The organism is Streptomyces sp. SDr-06, from assembly GCF_003324565.1.
In the GTDB taxonomy this organism is placed as follows: Bacteria; Actinomycetota; Actinomycetes; order Streptomycetales; family Streptomycetaceae; genus Streptomyces.
Map to the genome: position 1 here is coordinate 76,007 of NZ_QOLA01000003.1, position 23,607 is coordinate 99,613.

Here is a 23,607-nt window from a genome sequence, read left to right on the forward strand (position 1 = left end):
CCGTCCTACATTGCTTCCACATAGCAGAATGAAACTTCCGCATTACGGAATCAGGTTCGTAGGTGGCGCGGCCAGGTGGCGCGTCGGAGCCGATTTCGCCGGCCGAAGCAGGAGCACCCCATGCCTCGTATGACCGCTGCCCGAGCGGCAGTTGAGATCCTCAAGCGCGAAGGCGTCAGCCACGCCTTCGGTGTGCCGGGCGCGGCGATCAACCCCTTCTACAAGGCGCTCAAGGAGGGCGGTGGCATCGACCACACGCTCGCCCGCCACGTCGAAGGCGCCTCCCACATGGCGGAGGGATACACGCGCTCCAACCCGGGCAACATCGGTGTCTGCATCGGCACGTCGGGCCCCGCGGGCACCGACATGATCACCGGCCTGTACTCCGCGATCGGCGACTCGATCCCGATCCTCTGCATCACCGGCCAGGCCCCGGTCGCGGTGATCCACAAGGAGGACTTCCAGGCGGTCGACATCGCCTCGATCGCCGGACCGGTCACCAAGGCCGCGACGACCGTCCTGGAGGCCGCGCAGGTCCCCGGCGTCTTCCAGCAGGCCTTCCACCTGATGCGCTCCGGCCGTCCCGGCCCGGTCCTCATCGACCTGCCGATCGACGTCCAGCTCACCGAGATCGACTTCGACCCGGACACCTACGAGCCGCTGCCGGTCTACAAGCCGGCCGCGACCCGCGCCCAGATCGAGAAGGCCATCAGCTTCCTGCTGGAGTCCGAGCGCCCGCTGATCGTCGCCGGTGGCGGCATCATCAACGCGGACGCCAGTGACCTCCTGGTCGAGTTCGCCGAGATCACCAACACGCCGGTCGTCCCGACCCTCATGGGCTGGGGCACGATCGCGGACGACCACGAGCTGAACGCGGGCATGGTCGGCCAGCAGACCGCCCACCGCTACGGCAACGCGACATTCCTGGAGTCGGACTTCGTCCTGGGCATCGGGAACCGTTGGGCCAACCGCCACACCGGGTACAAGCTCGACGTCTACACCCAGGGCCGCAAGTTCGTCCACGTCGACATCGAGCCCACCCAGATCGGCAAGATCTTCGCGCCGGACTACGGCATCGCCTCCGACGCCAAGGCCGCCCTGGAGCTCTTCGTCGAGGTCGCCAAAGAGCTGAAGGCCGCGGGCAAGCTGCCCGACCGCTCCGCCTGGGTCGCCTCCCACCTGGAGCGCAAGTCGACGCTGCTGCGCCGCACGCACTTCGACAACGTCCCGATGAAGCCGCAGCGGGTCTACGAGGAGATGAACAGGGCCTTCGGCCCGGAGACGCGCTACGTCACCACCATCGGCCTCTCCCAGATCGCCGGCGCGCAGATGCTGCACGTCTACAAGCCGCGCCACTGGATCAACTGCGGCCAGGCCGGCCCGCTCGGCTGGACCATCCCGGCCGCGCTCGGTGCCGCCACCGCCGACCCGGAGACCCCGGTCGTCGCCCTGTCCGGCGACTACGACTTCCAGTTCATGCTGGAGGAGCTGGCGGTCGGCGCGCAGCACAAGATCCCGTACGTCCACGTCCTCGTGAACAACGCCTACCTTGGTCTGATCCGTCAGGCGCAGGTCGGCCTGGACATCAACTTCCAGGTCAACCTGGAGTTCGAGAACATCAACTCCCCCGAGCTGGGCGTCTACGGCGTCGACCACGTCAAGGTCGTCGAGGGCCTGGGCTGCAAGGCGATCCGCGTCACCGAGCCGGACCAGCTGCTGCCCGCGTTCGAGGAGGCCAAGAAGCTGGCCGCCGAGTTCCGCGTCCCGGTCGTCGTCGAGGCGATCCTGGAGCGGGTCACCAACATCGCGATGAGCCCGACGTCCGACATCAGCGCGGTCAAGGAGTTCGAGGAGCTCGCGACCGAGCCGGGCCACGCCCCGACGGCGATCCGCCCGCTCACCGTCTGAGCCGCCCCGCGAGCGGTCCGGCCCCCGTTCCCCCGCACTGGGGAACGGGGGCCGGACGCGTGTGGCTCACCCGAGCGTGGTCTCCTCGTGCTCCAACAGCGTCTTGAGCGTGGAGAGGATCATCACCCAGCCGCCGCTGACCCCCTTGAGCATCTCGCTGTCCGGGCTGTCGAAACCGTCGTGCGTGATGGTGAGCCGCACCCCGAGCGAGGACGGATCGGCGGGCTCGATGTCGAACGCGACCTGGGACTGCTCCGTCCTCGCGGCCTCGAACTCCTGCTCCGTGTCGAAGAGCTGACGGTGCATCGGAAGAAGCCGGTGCCAGGTGTACGCGAGCTTGCGGCCCGGCACCGCTTCGAGCACCGCCTGTCCGAGATCCTCGTAAGCCCCCTCCGGGCCCATCTTCCAGAGCACCGGCGAACCCACCTGCCAGTCGGACATGGGCCCCCAGCCGCCGAAGTACCGCTGGGCGAACTCCGCGTCCGTCAGGGCCTCGTAGACCCGCTCCGGGGTGGCCTGGATGTAGATCACGTAACTGAACTCGGGCTTGTCCATGGTGCGTCGCTCCTTCATGCTCCGCTTGGTCCGGCCGTGCGCGTCGGGTCCGCCGTGTTCGTACTTGCCGATCCAGCGGTCGGACAGCTCGTGGATCGGCGCCGGATCGAGGTAGTGGAGCTTCTCCCGGCCCTGCCGCGCCGACGTGACCAGGCCGGCCGCTTCGAGCACCGCGAGATGCTTGCTCACCGCCTGCCGTGACATGGCCAGGCCCTCGCCCAGCTCGCGCAACGTCTGCCCGTTCCGCGCCTGAAGCCGGTCGAGCAGGCGCCGCCGACTGGCGTCGGCCAGCGCCCTGAAGACGTCGTCCACACCCACCTCCGACGCCGTGCGTACAGGGCTTCCACTCCAGATTTGCAACCTGCGGGTTGCGTGTCAATTCGTGACGAATTTCGCACCTGGATGCGTTCCGGTCGGGGCAGATACCGGATCGATTCCCCATCGTCATCCGGCGGGCCTGCCCTTCGGGCCGTTCGGCGGCGCATACTGGGGTGACGATGACGAAGCCATCCGCGCCCCGGCGCCACCTGCCCACCAGCCCCTTCAAAGCCCCGGACGCTCCGGCGGCCAAGCACTTCATCCTGGGAGACCGGGTCACACACGACCAGTTCGGCCTGGGCACCATCATCGGGGTCGAGGACGGCGTCGCGATGCTCGTCGACTTCGGCTCCCGCCAGGCCCGAATCGTCAGCCCGTACACCCGCATGGACAAGCTCTAAACCTCGCCCCCAGGGGAGAGCCCCGGGCCCGGATCGCCCTCGCGACCCGGCCCGGGGGCGCGTCCCCGCCGCGCGCACTGCCCTTCCGGGTGAAACCCCGACTCCACGTCCCCAGACCGAGCCGTACATCCCGCACCCACGTCCCGCATCCGACCGCGGGCGTACGGGCCGGGCCGCCCTGGGGTGGAGGTCGTCGCGGACGCCGTGAGACCTGAGCCGGATGTGCCGGTTCGCCACGCCCCCTTAGCGTGTCGTCCATGGTCAACTTCTCCCGCTTCTCCCGCGCGGCCGCCGTCGCGCTGTCCTTAGCCCTCGCGGCCCCCCTGGCCGCCGCCACCGCCGCCCAGGCCGCCCCGGTCCCCGGTCGCGCCACGGCGACCGCCGAGGCCCTGCCGATCGAACTCCCGCGCCCCACCGGCCCGTACGCGATCGGCGCGGACACCCTCCATCTCGTCGACCACTCCCGCCGGGACCCCTGGGTGCCGACCCAGGACCGCGAGCTCATGGTCACCCTCACCTACCCGGCGGCCCGCCCCGGCGCGGGCCGTCCCACCCCCTACACCACCACCGCCGAAGCCCCGGCCCTCCTCAAGGCCCTCGGAGTCGACTCCGAGCGGGTGGGCGAGGTGACCGGCACCCGCACGCACGCCCGGCCGGGGGCACGGCCCGCGCCCGGCAGCCACCCCCTCGTCGTGCTCTCACCCGGCTTCGGCGCCCCGCGCTACTCGCTCACCACCCTCGCCGAAGACCTCGCGAGCCGCGGCTACGTCGTGGCGTCGGTGGACCACGCCTACGAGTCGTTCGGCACCAGCTTCCCGGGCGGACGCGTCCTGACCTGCGTGGCCTGCAAGGCGCTGGAGGACGGCGCCCCCGGCAGCCGGGTCACCTCGACCCGAGCGGCGGACGTCTCCTACCTTCTGGACCGCCTCACCGGACGGCACCCGGCCTGGCGGTACTCCGCCGCGATCGACGAGCAGCGCATCGGCATGGCGGGGCACTCCATCGGCGGGGCCTCCGCACTCGCCGCCATGGCGCGCGACGGGCGCATCGGCGCCGGCGTCAACATGGACGGGGCGTTCTGGACTGCCCCGTCGCCCCAGGGGCTCGGCGGGCGGCCGTTCATGATGCTGGGCGCCGACGACGAGACGCACCGCCCGGGCGGCAAGGACAGGACGTGGGACGCGACATGGCCCACGCTGGACGGCTGGAAACGCTGGCTGACCGTCGCCGGCGCCGAGCACATGACCTTCTCTGACGCGCCCGTCATCGACGACCACTTCGGTCTCCCGCACTCCCCGCTGCCCGCGCATCGCTCCGTCGCCCTGATCCGGACGTACGTCGGCGCCTTCTTCGACCAGGAGTTGCGGGGCATCGACCGCCCGGTCCTCGCGGGGCCGACCGCGGCCAACCCGGAGGTGACGTTCCACCACCCGTGAGGGCGGGCGGCCGGAGACAGCCGCGCGCCCAGGCGTGAAACGGCTACCACGGCAGGGCCTCGCCCGCACCAGCGGGTGAGGCCCGAAGTGCCCTGGCTCGGCTACCCGGCCGCTGCTTCCTCGGCGACGATGGACGTGAGGTGGACGAGTGAGTCGATGCGCCAGTCCGCCGCCGCGACGACCTCCGGGTCGTCCGCCCACCAGTGCCCCCACGGCCCGCGCCTGAGATGGGCGACGCGCAGCCCGGCCGCCTTGGCGGGGAACACGTCGTTCGCGGGATGGTCACCGACATACACGGTCTCGTGAGGAGCCGCCTCGGCCGCCTCCAACACCCGCTCGTAGAAGGCAGGTTGGGGTTTGACTACGCCCCACTCGGCGGAGGTGACCACCAGGTCGGCGGGCAGGTCGAGCCCGCGCAGCAGCTCACCCGCCCGTGCGGTCTGGTTCCCGGCGACGACGACCCGGATCCCGAGCTTGCGGAGCCCGCCGAGCGCGGGCCGCACGTCGTCGTACAGGTCGGTCTCGTCGAGGTGCTCACCGCGCCCGGCGGCCTCCCGGGCCAGCTGGGCCTCGCCCACGTCCATGCCGGGTTTGAGGATGCGCAACGCGTCCGAGCAGTCGCGCCCCTGCGTGACGACCGCCCCGACCAGGGCGGCGAGGGTGTGTCGTGGCACGCCGATCCAGTCGGCCCACGATGCCCAGTAGCGGTCGTCGCGTACCAGTGTCTCGCCCATGTCGAACACGATGGTCTCAATCATCGAGGCCGATCCTAGGTGGTGGGGCCCATTCCGTGGGACGACGCCGCGGCCGGGCGGGCCGTGGCGCGCACTACAGCGCGGACTGGAAGGCCGAGGCGGACGGCGCCGTGCCGCCCGCCTCGGTGACGCGATCGAGGACGGCGGGGGCGCGTCCGGCGTGCTGCGCGGCGGCGCGGGCGGCGAGCGCCACTCGGTGGCCGGTCGCGGCGACCGGGAGGGGGCGGCGGGATGCGGCGGACACGAGCTTCGTAGTCATGCCTCATTGTGCATGGCGAAGTCGTGCGCGGAGCACGTTTCGGTGGTCTCAAGTGGGTTGCGGGTGCGGGTCGTTGGGACGAGCGTGGAGGTGACGTAGGCCCACCCGGTGTGCGTGTGCACGGCCGACACGCCACAACGAGGCGCCAAGGGTGTGTAGTTGCCGTTGATGGTGGCCGGACCGACGCGTCACACGCGGGGTTGGGCGAGGTCGAGAGTCACCTCACTTCACCTCTACGGTGACCTTCCAGGGCGCGACGACCATGGGGCAGACGCGGCTGGGGTCCGGGCGGCAGGCGCGTGCCGAGGTGATGGTGGCCGTGCCGGGGTGCTGGGCGCGGAAGACCGCGGTGGCGCTGCCTGTCGGTGTGGTGCCGCCCGTAGCCCGCTGAAGATTGCTCGGGTCACTGCTCTGAGGAACGCGCCAGGTGTAGTTGAGCCCCTGGGAGCGGGAGCCGGTGAGGCGGACCTCCAAGTCATCGCCGAGGGCCAGCGCCACGGCCCGCCCGTCGTCCGCGTTCGTCAGCACGACACGCTTGACCGCCGCGGGCCGCGTGGAGGGTGCGGGGGTGAGGTGCGGGCTGGCGGTCGCCGGAACGGCCGCGGTCCCGGCGGCGAGGACCAGCCCCAGGCGAGCGGTGCGGCCAGGCGCGCGGATGCCTTCGCAGGCGTTGTCGTCTTCGTTGTCTGCGTCATGTGCGTCATGTGCGTCTTCAAGACCCCTCCGAGGGTGCTCGGACCAGGCAGAACGGGTGTCTGCGCTCAGGGAAGAGGATGGCTCGCCAGGGGCGCGGGGTCGCGCCCTTTGGGGCTGAATGCCCCGAAATGGTGACAGCGGGGGCTCCACCTCGGGCATGACGAGTGTCAGTGTCAGGACGTCACTGACGGCAGCGCCGGGCCGTGTCCTCCGGAACCCGGCCCGAGGCACGAGTGGCTGTCCTCGACGCCGCCCGGGAGGGGCGGCCCGGTGTCTGCGGGCATGTGGGTGTGACAGGGGCAGGCACATCGGAGTACTTCGACGGCCACGGTGCCCGGCGTCTGGCGTACTTCGAGGGGGCCGGGGCAGTGCAAGTGGCCCTCGTCCCAGGTGAGTTTGCGGGCCTCGCGGCATTCGGGTGTCACGTAGGCCGTGCCGGCCCGGGGCTGTGTCACGCCTGGTCCTCGCTGCCGAGCGCCGCGGCGCCGGTCTCGATCAGCGTGGCCAGCCGGGCCGGGTCGCAGAGGGCGTGGGGTGCGCGCAGGGGGACGACCCAGTAACTCGCGTGGGTCCCGTCCGGCTCGTGGTCGCCGACGCGCGGAACGCCCAGATAGTGGCCGAGGCCCAGGTGTTTCGCGTAGGGGCCAAGCTCCGAGCCGGGTGAGGAGGGCACCAGGGCGTAGAACCGGTGGCCGTACGGGTCGTGGATGACGGGCCCGTTCAGCGTGCGCAGGATCGAGGACACGGTCGAGCCCTCGGCGGCGGCCACGGCGCACACCAGCGCCTCGGGCAGACGGACGGCCGAGAAGCGGCGCCCGAGGGCGAGGACGGCGATGTGACCGTCCTTCCACTGCTGGTGCGCGTCACCAGGCCGGTTGAGACTGGCGGCGAGCCAGTCGCGGATCGTGTCCCGCTCGGCCCGGCTGAGGGAGTGGGCGAGGGGAGGGTCAACGGTGTTCATGGGTGCCTCCGCCGTTGGTTGCTACGTCGCCAGCAACGTATGGAGGCGGAGTCCGGAGCCGCTTGTCGATTGCGCGCGATTGCCGGTGGGGGGAGCGGAGTTCGCCGAGATTGCTCAGACGGCGCTGAGGGATGCCCTGGCGCGTGTGATGACGCGGTGCGCCTGCGGGCCGTACACAGCCGACTCCGCCAGCCAGTCCCAGGCGCGCTCGTACAGGCGGAGCGAGTCCTCGTCGTCGAGCCACATCTCGGTGTCGATCGTCTCGGCGATCACCAGACGTCTGTCGTAGATCCAGAAGCCGTGGGCAGGGGTGCGGCGCACGTGCGCGCTCAGCGGCACGATGCCAAGTTCGATCGTGTCGAGGCCGATCAGGCTGATGAGCTGGTCCAACTGGGCCGCATGAACATCATGCGAGCACATCCGCACATGGAGGGCGGCCTCCCACACGAGGAAGCGAAAGCTCTTGCCCGGTTCGTAAAGGGCCTGCCGGCGGCGCATGCGCATGCGCATGCGCATGCGTACGGCGTCGTCGACGTCTGTGACGACCTGACGGAACTCGGAGTTCGCGGTGAAGATCGCCCGGGCGTAGTCCGGCGTCTGGAACAGGCCCGGGATGCGGGCGACTTCCAGGCCCCGGATCGCCGTGGTGTCCGCCGTTTCCGCGAGGGCCAACTCCTGTCTGGCACGGTGTCCCGTTGCCAGCTGCCGGCGCCAGGACCGGTACCTGGTCTCGACGCCGGACAGGCGCCCGGTCAGCTCGCCCGCCAGCTCAGGTCGGCCGACGGCCTCCGCCCATGCGCCGAGGTCGCCCGGGGTGGGGGTCTGTTTTCCGAGCTCCAGGCGGGGCACCTTGGAGCGCTGCCAGCCGAGCCGTTCCGCGATCCCTTTCCCATCGAAGCCGGCCGCCCTACGCAGCTCGCGCAGCCGCGCCCCCAAGGCGATCCTGGCGTTCTGAAAGTCCGTGCTCACATGGTGGAACGTACCTGCCTCACGAACTCCTCGGTACGGGTCGCGTAGTGCCATGCCTTGTCACGCGTCTGGCAGGCGGCGACGACTTCGGCGGGATCTTCGCTGACGATCACACCGAGGGTGTTGTCCAGGTCGTCGAAGACGAAGCGGACCAGGGTGCGGGAGTCGAAGAGCCAGAAGTCCCAGTCGGGCAGGCCCAGCTTCTCTGCGTCCGCACGGGGAAGGTTGCGGATGTCCTCACCCGCGGCCACGTTGCCGAGCCCAGAGGCGAGGAGGTACCGCTGCCCCTCCGTCGGCGGGGCGTCGACCAGGCGTACTCGCTCGAACCGTTTCCCTTGCCCGGTCTGCTCACGGACGTTGGTGCGCCAGGCGTCGAACGGCTCGGCGGCGATGTCTCCACCCGCCTGCCAGCGCTGCCATTTGGTGCCCTTGCGGTCGGACGCGTACCCCCGGCGCGTCTCCAGGCGCCACGCCGTGTGCTGGAAGTCCGAGAACAGGTGGGCCACTTCGGAGAAGGGGATGAGGTCGTTCGCCGCAGCCCGGGGAGCGAACCGGGCGAGTAGATCCCGGGGCACGGTGACGAAGGTTTCGGACTCCTTCACGTCGCGCAGTTGGGCCAGGTGCTCCGGGTCCGTGACTCGCTCTCCCTGCACGAGGACGTTTTCGGTCCCTTCGATTTCGTACAGCGTGGGACGGTCGCCGTCGTCGCTGGTGGTGCCGATGAGCCGGAGCGTCATATCGCCCTCCATCCGAACTTGTTGGAGAACCAGGATGTGATGTGCGGCCCCGTGCACGCCGGGTGATTGCGACAGATTGCACATCGCGTGTGTCCGCACGTCGGATTGCGGACAACCTCATACAACGATCAAGGCCCCACCCGAACACACGGGCAGGGCCTTGATCAGCGGACGCTCGGTTCGGGACCGTAAACCGAACCCAGCGTCCTGGCATGGGGGTGGTGACCGCCCGGCGGGGCGAGGCTGGCGCGACAGGACGTTCGCACCGCCGGGCGGAGTCTGCCGGGATCGCGGCGGCGGCGATTGGTGTGGGCGCCACGGGCCCTTCCTTCAGGTCAGGAAGGGAGGCACACACGCCTTCACCACCGCACTGGCATCGCCACACCGCCGCGATCCTCGGGTTGTCCATATCCGCCGACCACCCCTCATCCGGGTCGGCGGATCGGACTGTGCAAGAAAGTTGACCTCCCGTCAATTCCCTTGCACGGTCTGGGAGTCGAACCGGCTAGTCCTCGCGCAGAGCGCGGACGGCCTCCTCGACGCGCTTGCCGTACTCGGGGTCGGCGGCGTGGAAGTGGGCCAGGTTCTTCTCGATGACGTCGTCGCGGGAGACCTGCGAGAGGCCACCGGCGATGTTCGCGATGAGGCGGGACTTCTCGTCGTCCGACATCAGGCGGTACAGCTCGCCCGCCTGGAAGAAGTCGTCGTCCTTCACGTGGGCCGGGGCGGCGTGCGTGCCCGTGTAGCCGTGGATCGCGAGCGGGGCCGACAGGGCCGCGTCGGTCTGGGCCGGACCCGAGTACGAGTTGGGCTCGTAGTTCTTGTCGGTGCGGCGGCCGTTGCGGGTCGCCATCAGGCCGTCACGGCCGTAGTTGTCCGCACTCCCCCCAGAGACAGCCTTCGGGGCGTTGACCGGCAGCTGGGTGTGGTTGACGCCCAGGCGGTAGCGGTGCGCGTCCGCGTAGGCGAACAGGCGGCCCTGGAGCATCTTGTCCGGCGAGGGGCCGATGCCGGGGACGAAGTTGTTCGGGGAGAAGGCCGACTGCTCGACCTCCTGGAACACGTTGTCCGGGTTGCGGTCCAGGACCAGGCGGCCCACGCGCTGCAGCGGGTAGTCGGCGTGCGGCCACACCTTGGTGAGGTCGAACGGGTTGAAGCGGTAGTCCGCGGCCTCGGCGGCGGGCATGATCTGGACGTACAGCGTCCAGGACGGGTTCACACCGCGCTCGATCGCCTGGAGGAGATCGGTCTGGTGGCTGTTCGCGTCCTTGCCGACCTGCTCGGCGGCCTGCTCCGAGGAGAGGCAGCGGATGCCCTGGTTCGTCTTGAAGTGGTACTTGACGAAGAAGGCCTCGCCCTGCGCGTTCGTCCACTGGTAGGTGTGCGAGCCGTAGCCGTTCATGTGGCGGTACGAGGCCGGGATGCCGCGGTCGCCCATGAGCCAGGTGATCTGGTGGGTGGCCTCGGGGGCGTGCGCCCAGAAGTCCCAGACGTTGTCCGGCTCCTGCTTGCCCGTGAACGGGTCGCGCTTCTGGGAGTGGATGAAGTCGGGGAACTTGATCGGGTCCTTGATGAAGAACACCGGGGTGTTGTTGCCGACGAGGTCGTAGTTGCCCTCTTCGGTGTAGAACTTCAGGGCGAAGCCGCGGGGGTCGCGGACCGCGTCCGCGCCGCCGAGCGAGTCGGCCACGGTGGAGAAGCGGATGAACGTCTCGGTCCGCTTGCCCACCTCCTTCAGGAAGTCGGCCTTGGTGAAGCCGGTGACGTCGTCCGTCACCTCGAAGTAGCCGTACGCGCCGGAGCCGCGGGCGTGCACCACACGCTCCGGGATGCGCTCACGGTTGAAGCGCGCGAGCTTCTCCAGGAGGTGCTGGTCCTGGAGCAGGATGGGGCCACCGACGCCGGCGGTGGCGGAGTTCTGGTTGTCGGCGACGGGGGCGCCGGACTCGGTCGTAAGCACGCGCTTCGACATCGTGACCTTCCGTACTGGAGCTGCACCGCTGACTGTGTTCCGCGGTTCCTGGAGCGTAGGGACGCCTGGAAGGGAACGTCAACAGTTTGTTGAAAAACGAGATGTGAGCTTCCGGGCGGCGGCGGTGCCTGGGCGCGACAGGACAGGTGTCAGCACCGCCGCCGCCCGGAAATCAGTGGCCCCCGAAGGGGTGTTTTCGCAGGTCAGACCTGCGAACCCGAGAGGCGCTCGACGGCCCGGAGCAGGGCGGAGTGGTCCAGGCCGCCGTCGCCCTGGGCGCGCAGCGAGGCCACCAGCTGGGCCACGACCGCGCCGACCGGAAGGGCCGCGCCCACGTTGCGGGCGGCGTCGGTGACGATGCCCATGTCCTTGTGGTGCAGGTCGATCCGGAAGCCGGGCTTGAAGTCCCGGTTCAGGAAGTTGTCCTTCTTGCGGGTCAGCACGGTCGAGCCGGCCAGACCGCCGTTGAGCACGTCCAGGGCGGCCGTGAGGTTCACGCCGGACTTCTCCAGGAAGACGACGGCCTCGGCGCAGGCCTGGATGTTGACCGCGACGATGAGCTGGTTGGCGGCCTTCACCGTCTGGCCGGAGCCGTGCGGACCGCAGAGCACGATGGTCTTGCCGAGGGCCTGGAGGATCGGCAGCGCCTCGTCGAAGTCGGCCTGCTCGCCACCCACCATGATCGACAGGACGGCCTCGATGGCGCCGGCCTCGCCGCCGGAGACGGGGGCGTCCAGGACGCGGATGCCCTTCTCCGCGGCGTTCTTCGCGAGGTCGACCGAGGTCTGCGGGGTGATCGACGACATGTCGATGATCAGCGCGCCCCGCCTGGCGTTGGCCAGGATGCCGGCCTCGCCGTAGGCGATGGCCTCCACCTGGGGGGACGCCGGAACCATCGTGATGATCACGTCGGCGTCCTTGACGGCCTCGGCGATCGAACCCGCCGCGGTGCCGCCGGCCGCCGCGAGGCGGTCCAGCTTGTCCTGCTCCAGGGTGAAGCCGGTGACCGAGTAGCCGGCCTTGATCAGGTTCTCGGACATGGGGGAGCCCATGATGCCGAGGCCGACCCATGCGATCTTGGGGGTGTTGCTCATGAGGGTGCCTCTCTCACTACGGTGGTACGTCAAGAAGTTCGGGTGCGCGGTCAGTTCGCCGCGCGGGCCTCGGCGGGGAGCCACCCGAAGGAGGCGGCGGCGTCGGCGGCCTTGTACTCCAGACCCACCCAGCCGTCGTAGCCGGCCTTCTTGAGCTGGTCGAGCAGCTCCTCGAGGGGCAGCGAGCCGGTGCCCGGAGCGCCACGGCCCGGGTTGTCGGCGATCTGCACATGGCCGGTCTTGTCGGCGTACGCCTCGATGACCTCGCCGACGTTCTCGCCGTTCATCGACAGGTGGTAGATGTCGAGGAGGAACTTGGCGTTGCCAAGACCCGTCGCCGCGTTCACCTTGTCGATGACCTCGATGGCCGAGGGTGCGCTCACCAGCGGGTAGAGCGGCGACTCCGGCTTGTTGAGGGTCTCGACCAGGAGGATCGCGCCGACCCGGTCGGCCGCGCGGGCCGCCAGGACGAGGTTCTCCAGGGCGAGGCTGTCCTGCACCTGCGGGTCGGCGCCCTCGACGCGGTTGCCGTAGAGCGCGTTGAGCGCCTTGCAGCCCACCGAGGCGGCGAAGCCGGCCGCCACCTCGATGTTGGCGCGGAAGCGGTCGGACTCCTCGCCGGGAATCGACAGCGCGCCGCGGTCCGGGCCCGGCAGGGCGCCGGCGTAGAAGTTGAGGCCCACCAGCTGGGTGCCGGCGTCGTCGAGCGCCTTCTTGAGGGCGTCGAGCTCTGCCTGCTCGGGGGTGGGGGTCTCGATCCAGGGCCACCACAGCTCGACCGCCGTGAAGCCCGCCGCGGCGGCTGCCGCGGGACGCTCCAGGAGCGGGAGTTCCGTGAAGAGGATCGAGAGGTTCACATCGAAGCGCTGGTCCGTGTATCCCATGAGGGGTGTGCGCTCCTTCCGTATTGCGGAAGTTATTTTCTGCTTGATGGAAGGTTGCAGGGGGACCTGCGAGCTTGTCAAGGGGCCCTCCCGGATTTCGTCGACCTCGCAGTAGGTTGAGCGCGTGCGATTGAGAGTGGAGTTCACGACCGAGCCCTTCGACCTCGACGAGGCGCCCCCGCATGCCGTGGTCGCCCGCGACGTCATCCAGGCGGCCCGGCTCGACGCGGTCGACGTCGGCCCCTTCGGCAATACCGCGGAAGGCGGCGCCGACGAGGTGCTGACCGCGGTGGACGCGCTGCTGCGCAAGGCTCTGGCGGCGGGCGCCACCCGGGTCTCGCTCCAGGTCAACGTGATCGGGGAGGGCGAGAAGTGACCGAACCGACGGACCACCCGCTGATCCAGGCCGTCAAGCCGCTCGTCGACGCCATGGGCGCCGAGATACTCGCGCCCGAGCGCGCCCGGCCCGACGACGTGCTGCTGGCCTGGGAGGGCGAGGACGTCGTCGCCGTGCGCCTCCCGCAGCTCTCGGACTCCCTGGACCACATCCTGGCCGCCATGGAGCGCCGCCACGGGATGCCGCTCGCGTCCCTGGACCGCAAGGCCAAGCAGTCCGCCGTACGGACCCTGGAGGCGCGGGGCGCCTTCTCGGTGCGACACGGCGTCGAGACCGTCGCCTCGGCCCTCGGGGTCAGCCGGTTCACCGTGTACAACTACCTGAACAGGGAAAACGCCGCCAAGGACGACTGAGCGAGCACCCTCGGTGCCGGTCTGGGCACCCCCCGCGCAACGAACCGCCGTCCGGACATCGGGCGGCGGTTTTTGTAACCCCAAGTTTTCAACAAAGTGTTGACGGGATGTTTCTCAGGGCGTTAGCTATCCGCAGCCCGTTCAGCACCAAGGCCACGGAGGCCGCCGTGACTTCGACTTCGACACCGGGCCTCGCCCGGTTCAACACCTCACAGGACAGCGCGGCGCTCGCCGAGCTCCACGAGGTGTGCGCCAGTTCGGCGTGGGGGAGCAAGCTGCTCGCCCAGCGCCCGTACGCCACCGCAGAGGACCTCTTCGCCGCCAGTGACGCCGCTCTGGCCGAGCTCGGTGTTGAGGACCTGGAAGAGGCGATGGCCGGGCACCCGCCGATCGGCCGCCCGAAGCCGGGTGACCCCACCTCCGCGCGTGAACAGCGCGGCATGGCCGGGGCCTCCGAGGCCCTCAAGGCCGAGCTGCTCGAACTGAACCTGGCCTACCAGGAGAAGTTCGGTCATGTCTTCCTGATCTGCGCGACCGGTGCCACCGGCGAGCAGATGCGCGACGCGGTGAAGACCCGGATCGGCAACACCGCCGAGGAGGAGCGCGAGATCGTGCGCACCGAACTCGGGAAGATCAACCGAATCCGGCTGACCCGTCTCGTAGAAGAGGACAAGGACTGATGAGTACCGCGACCACGGCCTCGGTGTCCACGCACATCCTGGACACCAGCATCGGACGCCCCGCCGAGGGCGTCGCCATCTCGCTCGCGGCCCGCTCGGGCTCCGAGGCCGAGTGGGTGGCGCTCGGCGGCTCGGCCACCGACGCGGACGGGCGCTGCAAGGACCTGCCGGCGCTGCCGGAAGGCACCACCCACGTACGGCTCGACTTCGAGGTCGAGTCGTACTTCGCAAAGAAGCAAGCCGAGGCGCAGCAGGACGCCCCCCGCGTAAGGGACAGCGGTGCGTTCTTCCCGGAGGTGGCGATCACGTTCGCCGTCACGCCGGGCGAGCACTATCACGTACCGCTGCTGCTCAACCCGTTCGGCTACTCCGTTTACCGAGGGAGCTAGCAGACATGCCCACGATTCTCGGCCAGAACCAGTACGGCAAAGCAGAGAACCGCGTCGTCAAGATCACGCGGGACGGCGACACGCACCACATCAAGGACCTCAACGTCTCCGTCGCCCTGTCCGGCGACATGGAGGACGTGCACTACTCCGGCTCGAACGCCAATGTGCTCCCGACCGACACCACCAAGAACACGGTGTACGCGTTCGCCAAGGAGTACGGCATCGAGTCCGCCGAGCAGTTCGGCATCCACCTCGCGCGGCACTTCGTGACCTCGCAGGAGCCGATCAAGGTCGCGCGCATCCGGATCGAGGAGTACTCCTGGGAGCGCATCGAGACCTCCGAGGCCAACTCGAAGTTCATCGGCTCCGACGACGTCAAGCACTCCTTCGTCCGCAAGGGCCAGGAGACCCGGGTCACCCAGATCACCTACGACGGTGAGAAGTGGGAGGTCATCTCGGGCCTCAAGGACCTGGTCGTGATGAACTCGACGAACTCCGAGTTCTGGGGCTACGTCAAGGACAAGTACACGACGCTCCAGGAGGCCTACGACCGCATCCTGGCGACGCAGGTCTCGGCCCGCTGGCGCTTCAACTGGAGCGACGACGAGCAGAAGGCGCCCAACTGGGAGAAGTCCTACGAGCAGGTGCGCAAGCACATGCTGCAGGCCTTCGCCGAGACGTACTCGCTCTCCCTCCAGCAGACCCTGTACCAGATGGGTTCGCGCATCATCAACAACCGGTCCGAGATCGACGAGGTTCGCTTCTCGCTGCCGAACAAGCACCACTTCCTGGTGGACCTCGAGCCGTTCGGGCTCAAGAACGACAACGAGGTCTACTTCGCGGCCGACCGTCCGTACGGTCTGATCGAGGCGACCGTCCTGCGCGACGGCGTCGAGCCGCAGATCCCGGTCGACATGACCAACCTCTGACGCGGCACTGAGCCCGCCCCCGCCCGCCCGCAGTCGGGCGGGGGCCGGCCAGACCGGAGGGAAATCCCATGGCACAGCCCGCAATGGGGCCGGCATCAGCCGACGGCCCATGTCCCACCCCACCTGAAGGTGCCGTGCACCCGGTGGACGAAAAGCTTCCTGCCGCGCGGCTCGTCCCCGCCGCGCTCCAGCACATCGCCGCCATGTACGCGGGCGTCGTCACCCCTCCGCTCATCATCGGCCAGGCCGTCGGCCTGGACACCGCGGGACAGACCCGTCTGATCGCGGCCAGCCTGCTCATCGCCGGGCTCGCCACCGTCCTGCAGACCCTCGGCATCGCCAACTTCGCCGGGAACCGCCTCCCGTTCGTCAACGCCGCCTCCTCGGCCGGCATCGCGCCCATGCTCGCGATCGCCGAGACCAGCGCCAAGGGCCATCAACTCCCCGCCATCTACGGCGCGGTGATGGTCGCCGGAGTCTTCTGCCTCCTGGTGGGGCCGTTCTTCGGCCGGCTGCTGCGCTTCTTCCCGCCGCTGGTGACCGGTGTGGTGATCACGCTCATCGGCGTCACGCTGATGCCCGTACCCGTGTCCTGGGCCCAGGGCGGCGACAAGAACGCCGCCGACTTCGGGTCCATGAGCCACCTGGCGCTCGCCGCCTTCACGCTCGTCGTGATCCTGCTCTTCCAGCGCTTCGGCCGCGGCTTCCTGCGCCAAGTCGCTCTGCTGCTCGGCCTGTTGATCGGCACGCTCGCGGCGATCCCCTTCGGCATGGCCGACTTCTCCGCCCTGAGGTCCGCGCCCGTCGCCGCCCTGCCGACGCCCTTCGCCTTCGGCGCCCCCGAGTTCCAGCCCGCCGCCGTCCTCTCGCTCTGCATCGTCATGCTGGTCCTGATGACCGAGTCCAGCGCCGGGATGCTGGCCATCGGCGAGATCTGCGAGCGCCGCACCGACGGGCGCACCATCGCCCGCGGGCTGCGCACCGACGGCCTCGCCACCCTGCTCGGCCCCGTCTTCGGCGGCTTCCCGACCAGCGCGTTCGCCCAGAACGTCGGCGTGGTCTCGCTGACCCGCGTACGCAGCCGGTACGTGGTGGCCGTCGCGGGCGGAGCGCTCCTCGTGCTCGGCGCGTTCCCGGTGCTCGGCGCGGTCGTCTCGCTGGTCCCGATGCCCGTCCTCGGCGGCGCCGGAATCGTCCTGTTCGGCTCGATCGCGGTGAGCGGCATCCGCACCCTCTCCGAGGCCGGGCTCGACGACAGCTCCAACATCATCCTGGTGGCCGTGGCGCTCGGGGCGGGCATCATCCCGCTGGCCGCGCCCACCTTCTACGCCGGATTCCCCGCCTGGGCACAGACGGTGCTCGGCTCCGGCATCAGCGCGGGAGCGCTCACCGCGGTCCTGCTCAACCTTTTCTTCCACCATCTCGGCACCCGGAGCCGCGTCGCGGCCCCGGCACTCAAATCCTCGTAGGGTCCTGCCGTGCCCAATCTGCAGCCGCCACTGAACGAAGAAGGAAGCACCATGGCACCTTCGGCAGCCCCCCAGCGCATCGTCATCGAGAACTGTGCGATCGCCACCGTGGACGCGAATGACACCGAGTACGCCTCCGGCTACCTGGTCGTCGCCGACAACAAGATCGAGTCGATCGGAGCCGGCCAGGCCCCGAAGGGCCTGGAGAATGTGGTCCGCCGCATCGACGGCACCGGCCACCTGGTCACCCCGGGCCTGGTCAACACGCACCACCACTTCTACCAGTGGATCACGCGTGGTCTGGCCACCGACCACAACCTCTTCAACTGGCTGGTCGCCCTCTACCCGACGTGGGCGCGCATCGACGAGCAGATGGGGCGCGTCGCGGCCCAGGGCTCGCTGGCGATGATGGCCCGCGGTGGTGTGACCACCGCGATGGACCACCATTACGTCTACCCGCGGAACTCGGGCGACCTGTCCGGCGCGATCATCGGCGCGGCCTCCGAGATGGGTGTGCGCTTCACCCTGGCCCGCGGCTCCATGGACCGCAGCGAGAAGGACGGCGGCCTGCCGCCGGACTTCGCCGTCGAGACCCTCGACGGCGCCCTGTCGGCGACCGCCGAGACCGTCGACCGCTTCCACGACGCCTCCTTCGGCTCGATGACCCAGGTCGCCGTCGCGCCGTGCTCGCCCTTCTCGGTCTCCACCGAACTCATGAAGCAGGGCGCCGAGTTGGCCCGTGCCAAGGGCGTACGCCTGCACACCCACGGCTCGGAGACCGTGGAGGAGGAGCAGTTCTGCAAGGAACTGTTCGGCATGGGCCCGACCGACTACTTCGAGTCGACCGGCTGGCTCGGCAACGACGTGTGGATGGCGCACTGCGTCCACATGAACGACTCCGACATCGCCGCCTTCGCCCGCACCGGCACCGGCGTCGCCCACTGCCCGTCCTCCAACGCGCGGCTGGCCGCGGGCATCGCCCGCGTCCCGGACATGCTGAAGGCGGGCGTCCCGGTCGGCCTCGGTGTGGACGGCACCGCCTCCAACGAGTCGGGCGAGCTGCACACCGAACTGCGCAACGCGCTGCTCATCAACCGCCTCAACGCCCAGCACCGCGAGGCCGCGCTCAACGCCCGCCAGGCGCTGCGGCTCGGCACCTACGGCGGCGCCCAGGTGCTCGGCCGCGCCGACCAGATCGGTTCGCTGGAGGCGGGCAAGCTCGCCGACTTCGTGCTGTGGAAGCTGGACACCCTCGCCCACGCCTCCATCGCCGACCCGGTCACCGCGCTGGTCTTCGGCGCGGCGGCCCCGGTCACGGCCTCGTTCGTGAACGGCCGGCAGATCGTCGAGAACAGCCGTCTCACCACGGTCGACGAGGACGCCATCGCCGTGGCGACCCGCGAGGAGGCCCAGCGCCTCGCCCGGATCGCGGCGCAGGCCTGACCCCAAGGAGTCCGGCCGAGGGGGACGGCCCTCGGCCGGTCGCCGTGGACCCGAGCGGGGCCCACGGAAGCTGGGCCGGGGGGTGCGTACTACAAGGACGTACGCACCCCCCGGAACGGTGAAAACCCGTCCCGAACCACCGTGCACACGACAGCAGTTGACGTTCCGTCACATCGCACACCCCGGCGCCACCCACGCCCCCGCCCGACCGGGACCCGCCCGCACCGGCAGTCGCCACCCCGCGCCGTCCGGGCCCCCGCGCCCCGCCCGACAGCAGAGCCGCGCTGTCCGCACTGCCTGCACCACCTGCTCGACGCACCACACCGCACCACCTCCCTGACACCCGCGTCCACCGCCGACGTGTAACCGACCGGAGGAACCGCCGTGGCCGCACAGCCCAGGTTTCGCAACTTCGCAGTCAGCCCCGCCCAGACCGGCGAGAAGCACCCGGTCGACGAGACACTCCCCCCGCTGAAAATGTTCACCAGCGGCCTTCAGCACGTGGCCGCCATGTACGCGGGTGTGGTGGCCCCGCCCATGATCGTTGGCCCCGCCGTGGGGCTCAGTACCAAGGAAACCGCCTTTCTGGTCGCCGCGAGCCTGTTCACCGCGGGCCTCGCCACCCTGCTCCAGACCCTCGGGATCTGGAAGATCGGCGCCAAGCTGCCCTTCGTGAACGGAGTCTCGTTCGCCGGGGTCACCCCGATGATCGCCATCGGCAAGGAGCACGGCACCAACGCGATCCCCGTCATCCTCGGCGGTGTCATCGTCGCCGGACTGCTCGGCTTCATAGCCGCCCCGTACTTCGGCCGGCTCGTCCGGTTCTTCCCGCCGGTCGTCACCGGCACCGTGATCACCCTGATCGGTGTCTCGCTGCTTCCCGTGGCCTTCAACTGGTCCTCCGGCGGCAACGAGAAGGCCGCCGACTACGGCTCGCTCTCCAACCTCGCGCTGGCGGGGATCACCCTGGTCATCGTGCTCGCACTGCGCAGGATGCTGCGCGGGTTCCTGCAGCAGATCGCGATCCTGCTCGGTCTGGTGGCCGGTTCGGTCATCGCGATCCCGATGGGCAAGACCAGCCTGGACACCATCAAGCACGCCGACGTCATCGGCTTCCCGACGCCGTTCCACTTCGGCGCCCCGCAGTTCGACATCGCCGCGATCGTGTCCATGTGCATCGTGATGCTGGTCTGCATGACCGAGTCCACCGCCGACATGCTGGCCCTCGGGAAGATCGTCGAGCGCCCCGCGGACCAGGAGACCATCGCGGCCGGTCTGCGCGCCGACACCCTGGGATCCGCGCTGAGCACCGTGTTCAACGGCTTCATGGCCAGCGCCTTCGCCCAGAACATCGGGCTCGTCGCGATGACCAAGGTGCGCAGCCGCTTCGTCGTCGCGACCGGCGGCCTCATCCTGGTCGTCATCGGCCTGTGCCCCGTGGCCGCCTCGGTGATCTCCCTCGTACCGCTGCCGGTGCTCGGCGGCGCGGGCATCGTGCTGTTCGGCTCGGTCGCCGCGAGCGGCATCCAGACGCTGTCGACGGCGGCCCTGGAGAAGGGGGAGAACGCGCTGATCGTGGCCGCCTCGGTCGGCATCGGACTGATCCCCATCGCCAAGCCCGGCTTCTACCACGCCTTCCCCGACAAGCTCCTGGTCGTGCTCGACTCCGGGATCTCCACCGGATGCGTGGTGGCCATCGTCCTCAACCTGGCCTTCAACCACTTCGGCAAGAAGCGGGACGAGAGCGAGGTCGAGGCGCTCCAGGCGGCCGAACCGGCGGTCGCCCTGCACTGAGGATCGGCCGTTCGGCCGGGCAGGTCCCGGCCGGTCGCGGGACCTGTGGCTCCACCTGCCGGGCCTTAGGTCGCCCGTTGCCCGCTCGCCCCGCCGAGCGCCGGTTCACGGTGTTAGAACGGAAGGGCCGTATCCCGTCACGGGTGCGGCCCGTCCGGATGTTGCGCTCCCTGCCACGGCAACACCCTTTCCGTGGAGGAAGCAGATGAGTACGGCCGCCCCGACGGACGCGACCGAGAAGAAGAAAAAGGGCTCAGGCGTGATGGCCGTGATGCAGCGCATCGGCCGGAGCCTGATGCTGCCGGTGGCCGTGATGCCGGCCGCGGCCCTTCTCGTACGCCTCGGCAACACCGACATGCTCGGCCGGGACTCCTTCCCGACCGTCGTCACCAAGATCGCCGGATACATGGCGGCCGGCGGCGGCGCGATCATCGACAACATCGCGCTGCTGTTCTGCGTCGGCATCGCCATCGGGTTCGCCAGGAAGTCGGACGGCTCGACCGCGCTCGCGGCCGTCGCCGGATACCTGGTCTTCCAGAAGGTGCTCGCCACCTTCACCGACAGCACCCTGCCGAAGGTGGCGGCCGTCGTCGACGGCAAGATCGTCATGAACGAGGCCCCGGTCAACGCCGGAGTGCTCGGCGGTGTCGTCATGGGCATCGTCGTCGCGCTGCTGTACCAGAAGTTCTACCGGACCAAGCTGCCGGACTGGGCGGGCTTCTTCGGCGGCCGCCGTCTCGTCCCGATCCTCTCCTCCTTCGCGGGCCTGCTCATCGGCATCGTCTTCGGCCTGATCTGGCCCGTCCTCGGCGCGGGCCTGCACAACTTCGGTGAGTGGCTGGTCGGTTCGGGCGCGGTCGGTGCCGGGATCTTCGGCGTCGCCAACCGCGGCCTCATCCCCGTCGGCATGCACCACCTCCTGAATTCCTTCCCCTGGTGGCAGGCGGGCGACTACAACGGCAAGCACGGCGACATCCCGCGCTTCCTGGCCGGGGACCCGAGCGCCGGGCAGTTCATGACCGGCTTCTTCCCGATCATGATGTTCGCCCTTCCGGCGGCCTGCCTCGCGATCACGCACTGCGCGCGCCCCGAGCGCCGCAAGGTCGTCGGCGGCATGATGCTCTCGCTCGCGCTCACCGCGTTCATCACCGGCATCACCGAGCCGATCGAGTTCAGCTTCATGTTCATCGCGCCGGTCCTGTACGCGATCCACGCGGTGCTCACCGGTGTCTCCATGGCGCTGACCTGGGCCCTCGGCATGAAGGACGGCTTCGGTTTCTCGGCGGGAGCCATCGACTTCTTCCTCAACCTCGGCATCGCGCACCACCCCTGGCTGCTCGCCCTGATCGGCGTCTGCTTCGCCGCCCTCTACTACGCCGTCTTCCGCTTCGCGATCACCCGGTTCAACCTGCCGACACCGGGCCGGGAATCCGACGAGGAACTGGCCGAACTCATGAAGGCGGAGGCCAAGTAGCCATGAAGAATCCAGCGGTTGAAACGACCACGCGCATCCTCGACCTCGACCGGGAGAGGCTGGCCGCCCTGCGCGGCAAGAGGCTCACCGCCGCCGTGGCGGCCGCCGAGGGCCGCACCGTGGTCGCCGAGGTCTTCGCCGAGCGGGCCGCGCTCATCCCGGGGGAGGACGGCCGGGGCGTCCACAACATGGAGCTCGTCGCGGCCTTCGGGGCCGACATCGTCGTCCTCAATCTCATCGAACGGGCCTGGGACGGCAGGAAGTTGACGCTGCCCGGCCTCGGGACCTTCACCTCCATCGGTGACCTGGCGGCGCACATCGGCCGCCCGGTCGCCGTCAACCTCGAACCCGGCGACGTACCCGAGATCCGCCGGGCCAGGCCCGAGCACGCCAAGCGGCTCGTCGACATGGGCGCCGCCATGCTCTGCCTCACCGCGAACCCCGGAACCGGCGGCTCGTACGAGGGCCTGGCCCGCGTGACCGAGGAGCTGCGCAAGGGGCTCGGGGACGATGTGGCGTTGTGGAGCGGCAAGATGCACCACGCCGGGCATCCCGAGCGGGTCACCGCGGGCCGCCTCGCCTCGCTCGTCGAGGCGGGCGCCGACGGCGTCGTCCTGCCGCTGCCCGGCACCATGCCCGGCGTCACCAGGGAGCTGGCCGCCGAGGCGGTCGCGGCCGTGCAGGACGCGGGCGCCGTGGTGATGGGCGCGATCGGCACCAGCCAGGAGGGTTCGCACACCGACGTCGTGCCCCAACTCGCCCTGACGGCAAAGGAGATCGGGGTCGACGCCCATCACTTCGGGGACTCCTTCATCCCCGGCATGTGCGACCCGGAGCTGCTCTACGCGTACTCGGTCGCGATCCGGGGGCGTCGCCACACCTGGAACCGGATGGCGCTCGGCGGCCGCGGCACCCGGTGCGGCGCATGCTGACCGCCGACCGGCGCCGGGCCCGCATCGCGGCCCGGGTCGAGTACCAGGGTCACGTCTCGGTCGCCGAGCTGATCCGTGACATGCGGGTGAGCCGGATGACCGTCTACCGCGATCTGGCGCTCCTGGAGGCGGAGGGGCGGCTGCGCCGGGTGCGCTGCGGCGCCCGCGCCTTCCCGAGCGCCCAGTTCGAGGACGGCGCGGACTGGATGACCTGGCGGCTCGCCAACGGACAGGCGGCCTGAGCGAGTCACCGCTCGCAGGCGATGCCGTCGCCGTCCCGGTCCAGGTGGGCAGCGTAGCCGGGGTCGCCGCGGTGGAGCGGGGTCACTCCGGCGGCGCGGGCGGCGGCGCAGTTCTTGTAGTACACGGTGCTGTCGCCGCCCTTGTCCCCAGCCCCGTCCATCGGCGGCGGGAGGCTGGGGGCCGCCGGCTTGGGCTTCGGCGGGGTCCTGGTCGCCGGAGGCGTCGGAGTGGCGGGCGGAGTCGCGCTCGGGCTCGCCGGGAGCGTCGGTGAGGGCGACGGCGAAGGTGTCGCGGCCGGGGTGCTCACGACGGGCGGCTTTTTCGGCTCGGGCTTGTCGTCGTCGCAGCCGGTCGTGGTGAGGGCGAGCGCACCGAGCACGCCGGTCAGGAGCAGAGTGCGGACGGCGGGGCTGGATATGCGCATGCGGCGGCTCTCTCGAACGATCGGGCGCTTGTGATGATCCGGTGAAGGAGAGAATACGGGCCGCAAAGGTTTCGTAAAGGGAGATGGGTCAACTCGGCCGAATTCAGCCGCACTACGTTCGGGAACGTACGGAGA

General features: G+C 69.8%; 25 protein-coding genes. 14 read left to right on the forward strand and 11 right to left on the reverse strand.

Annotated features, from left to right (window positions below):
• The first annotated feature begins 120 nt into the window (after nucleotides 1-120).
• Entirely contained in the window at nucleotides 121-1,908 is a 1,788-nt protein-coding gene (gene gcl, locus DT019_RS08720) for a glyoxylate carboligase (RefSeq protein ID WP_189389327.1), read from the forward strand.
• Nucleotides 1,909-1,974: 66 nt separating this feature from the next.
• Here the strand turns inward: gcl and DT019_RS08725 are convergent, their stop codons facing one another.
• On the reverse strand, nucleotides 1,975-2,775 hold the full coding sequence (locus DT019_RS08725; protein WP_114036137.1) for an ArsR/SmtB family transcription factor: 801 nt from the start codon (nucleotides 2,773-2,775) through the stop codon (nucleotides 1,975-1,977).
• Nucleotides 2,776-2,960: 185 nt separating this feature from the next.
• On the opposite strand from DT019_RS08725, the gene DT019_RS08730 reads away from it, so the two are divergent.
• Nucleotides 2,961-3,182, forward strand: a complete 222-nt coding sequence (locus tag DT019_RS08730; RefSeq protein WP_053725806.1) for a hypothetical protein — start codon at nucleotides 2,961-2,963, stop codon at nucleotides 3,180-3,182.
• Nucleotides 3,183-3,439: 257 nt separating this feature from the next.
• Nucleotides 3,440-4,618 carry an alpha/beta hydrolase family protein gene (locus DT019_RS08735; RefSeq protein ID WP_114036511.1) on the forward strand — a complete coding sequence of 393 codons (1,179 nt, stop codon included), beginning with the start codon at nucleotides 3,440-3,442 and terminating at the stop codon, nucleotides 4,616-4,618.
• Nucleotides 4,619-4,719: 101 nt separating this feature from the next.
• Here the strand turns inward: DT019_RS08735 and DT019_RS08740 are convergent, their stop codons facing one another.
• From DT019_RS08740 to DT019_RS08780, 9 genes are all read right to left on the reverse strand, one after another.
• Nucleotides 4,720-5,376, reverse strand: a complete 657-nt coding sequence (locus tag DT019_RS08740) for an HAD family hydrolase (RefSeq protein WP_189389330.1) — start codon at nucleotides 5,374-5,376, stop codon at nucleotides 4,720-4,722.
• A 70-nt stretch (nucleotides 5,377-5,446) separates the two neighbouring features.
• On the reverse strand, nucleotides 5,447-5,632 hold the full coding sequence (locus DT019_RS08745) for a hypothetical protein (RefSeq protein ID WP_114036138.1): 186 nt from the start codon (nucleotides 5,630-5,632) through the stop codon (nucleotides 5,447-5,449).
• Between the two features lie 222 nt (nucleotides 5,633-5,854).
• A complete protein-coding gene (locus DT019_RS08750; RefSeq protein WP_114036139.1) occupies nucleotides 5,855-6,160 on the reverse strand; it encodes a hypothetical protein in 306 nt (101 codons plus the stop codon).
• Nucleotides 6,161-6,779: 619 nt separating this feature from the next.
• Nucleotides 6,780-7,289 carry a hypothetical protein gene (locus DT019_RS08755; protein WP_114036140.1) on the reverse strand — a complete coding sequence of 170 codons (510 nt, stop codon included), beginning with the start codon at nucleotides 7,287-7,289 and terminating at the stop codon, nucleotides 6,780-6,782.
• Between the two features lie 114 nt (nucleotides 7,290-7,403).
• Complete coding sequence (locus DT019_RS08760) at nucleotides 7,404-8,258, reverse strand: helix-turn-helix domain-containing protein (protein WP_114036141.1); 855 nt, start codon at nucleotides 8,256-8,258, stop codon at nucleotides 7,404-7,406.
• Complete coding sequence (locus DT019_RS08765; RefSeq protein ID WP_114036142.1) at nucleotides 8,255-8,995, reverse strand: DUF6879 family protein; 741 nt, start codon at nucleotides 8,993-8,995, stop codon at nucleotides 8,255-8,257. The genes DT019_RS08760 and DT019_RS08765 overlap by 4 nt, the downstream gene beginning before the upstream one ends.
• A gap of 505 nt (nucleotides 8,996-9,500) precedes the next feature.
• Entirely contained in the window at nucleotides 9,501-10,967 is a 1,467-nt protein-coding gene (locus tag DT019_RS08770) for a catalase (RefSeq protein ID WP_114036143.1), read from the reverse strand.
• 203 nt (nucleotides 10,968-11,170) lie between these two features.
• Nucleotides 11,171-12,061, reverse strand: a complete 891-nt coding sequence (locus DT019_RS08775; protein ID WP_114036144.1) for a 2-hydroxy-3-oxopropionate reductase — start codon at nucleotides 12,059-12,061, stop codon at nucleotides 11,171-11,173.
• Nucleotides 12,062-12,111: 50 nt separating this feature from the next.
• On the reverse strand, nucleotides 12,112-12,945 hold the full coding sequence (locus tag DT019_RS08780) for a TIM barrel protein (RefSeq protein WP_114036145.1): 834 nt from the start codon (nucleotides 12,943-12,945) through the stop codon (nucleotides 12,112-12,114).
• Between the two features lie 124 nt (nucleotides 12,946-13,069).
• On the opposite strand from DT019_RS08780, the gene DT019_RS08785 reads away from it, so the two are divergent.
• The 11 genes from DT019_RS08785 to DT019_RS08835 all read left to right on the forward strand — a co-directional run bounded on the left by DT019_RS08785 (nucleotide 13,070) and on the right by DT019_RS08835 (nucleotide 23,047).
• Nucleotides 13,070-13,321 (forward strand): hypothetical protein, encoded by a 252-nt coding sequence (locus DT019_RS08785; protein ID WP_053725798.1) that lies wholly within the window; start codon nucleotides 13,070-13,072, stop codon nucleotides 13,319-13,321.
• Nucleotides 13,318-13,695, forward strand: coding sequence for a helix-turn-helix domain-containing protein (locus DT019_RS08790; RefSeq protein WP_114036146.1), 378 nt, complete (start codon nucleotides 13,318-13,320; stop codon nucleotides 13,693-13,695). Before DT019_RS08785 ends, DT019_RS08790 begins: the two co-directional genes overlap by 4 nt.
• Before the next feature lie 167 nt (nucleotides 13,696-13,862).
• The gene (uraD, locus tag DT019_RS08795; protein ID WP_189389333.1) at nucleotides 13,863-14,375 is read left to right on the forward strand and encodes a 2-oxo-4-hydroxy-4-carboxy-5-ureidoimidazoline decarboxylase; all 513 of its coding nucleotides are present in this window, start codon (nucleotides 13,863-13,865) and stop codon (nucleotides 14,373-14,375) included.
• On the forward strand, nucleotides 14,375-14,764 hold the full coding sequence (gene uraH, locus DT019_RS08800) for a hydroxyisourate hydrolase (RefSeq protein WP_114036148.1): 390 nt from the start codon (nucleotides 14,375-14,377) through the stop codon (nucleotides 14,762-14,764). Before uraD ends, uraH begins: the two co-directional genes overlap by 1 nt.
• 5 nt (nucleotides 14,765-14,769) lie before the next feature.
• Nucleotides 14,770-15,693, forward strand: coding sequence for a factor-independent urate hydroxylase (pucL, locus tag DT019_RS08805; protein ID WP_114036149.1), 924 nt, complete (start codon nucleotides 14,770-14,772; stop codon nucleotides 15,691-15,693).
• Between the two features lie 68 nt (nucleotides 15,694-15,761).
• On the forward strand, nucleotides 15,762-17,162 hold the full coding sequence (locus DT019_RS08810; RefSeq protein ID WP_114036150.1) for a nucleobase:cation symporter-2 family protein: 1,401 nt from the start codon (nucleotides 15,762-15,764) through the stop codon (nucleotides 17,160-17,162).
• Between the two features lie 51 nt (nucleotides 17,163-17,213).
• On the forward strand, nucleotides 17,214-18,605 hold the full coding sequence (locus tag DT019_RS08815; protein ID WP_114036151.1) for an 8-oxoguanine deaminase: 1,392 nt from the start codon (nucleotides 17,214-17,216) through the stop codon (nucleotides 18,603-18,605).
• Between the two features lie 384 nt (nucleotides 18,606-18,989).
• On the forward strand, nucleotides 18,990-20,399 hold the full coding sequence (locus DT019_RS08820) for a nucleobase:cation symporter-2 family protein (RefSeq protein WP_223279362.1): 1,410 nt from the start codon (nucleotides 18,990-18,992) through the stop codon (nucleotides 20,397-20,399).
• 205 nt (nucleotides 20,400-20,604) lie between these two features.
• Complete coding sequence (locus DT019_RS08825; protein ID WP_114036152.1) at nucleotides 20,605-21,873, forward strand: PTS transporter subunit EIIC; 1,269 nt, start codon at nucleotides 20,605-20,607, stop codon at nucleotides 21,871-21,873.
• 2 nt (nucleotides 21,874-21,875) lie between these two features.
• Nucleotides 21,876-22,805: a haloacid dehalogenase-like hydrolase gene (locus DT019_RS08830; RefSeq protein WP_114036153.1), complete on the forward strand. Its 930-nt coding sequence runs from the start codon at nucleotides 21,876-21,878 to the stop codon at nucleotides 22,803-22,805.
• The gene (locus DT019_RS08835; RefSeq protein WP_147267289.1) at nucleotides 22,799-23,047 is read left to right on the forward strand and encodes a DeoR family transcriptional regulator; all 249 of its coding nucleotides are present in this window, start codon (nucleotides 22,799-22,801) and stop codon (nucleotides 23,045-23,047) included. The genes DT019_RS08830 and DT019_RS08835 overlap by 7 nt, the downstream gene beginning before the upstream one ends.
• 5 nt (nucleotides 23,048-23,052) lie before the next feature.
• Here the strand turns inward: DT019_RS08835 and DT019_RS39470 are convergent, their stop codons facing one another.
• The gene (locus DT019_RS39470) at nucleotides 23,053-23,472 is read right to left on the reverse strand and encodes an excalibur calcium-binding domain-containing protein (protein WP_189389336.1); all 420 of its coding nucleotides are present in this window, start codon (nucleotides 23,470-23,472) and stop codon (nucleotides 23,053-23,055) included.
• Nucleotides 23,473-23,607 lie beyond the last annotated feature (135 nt).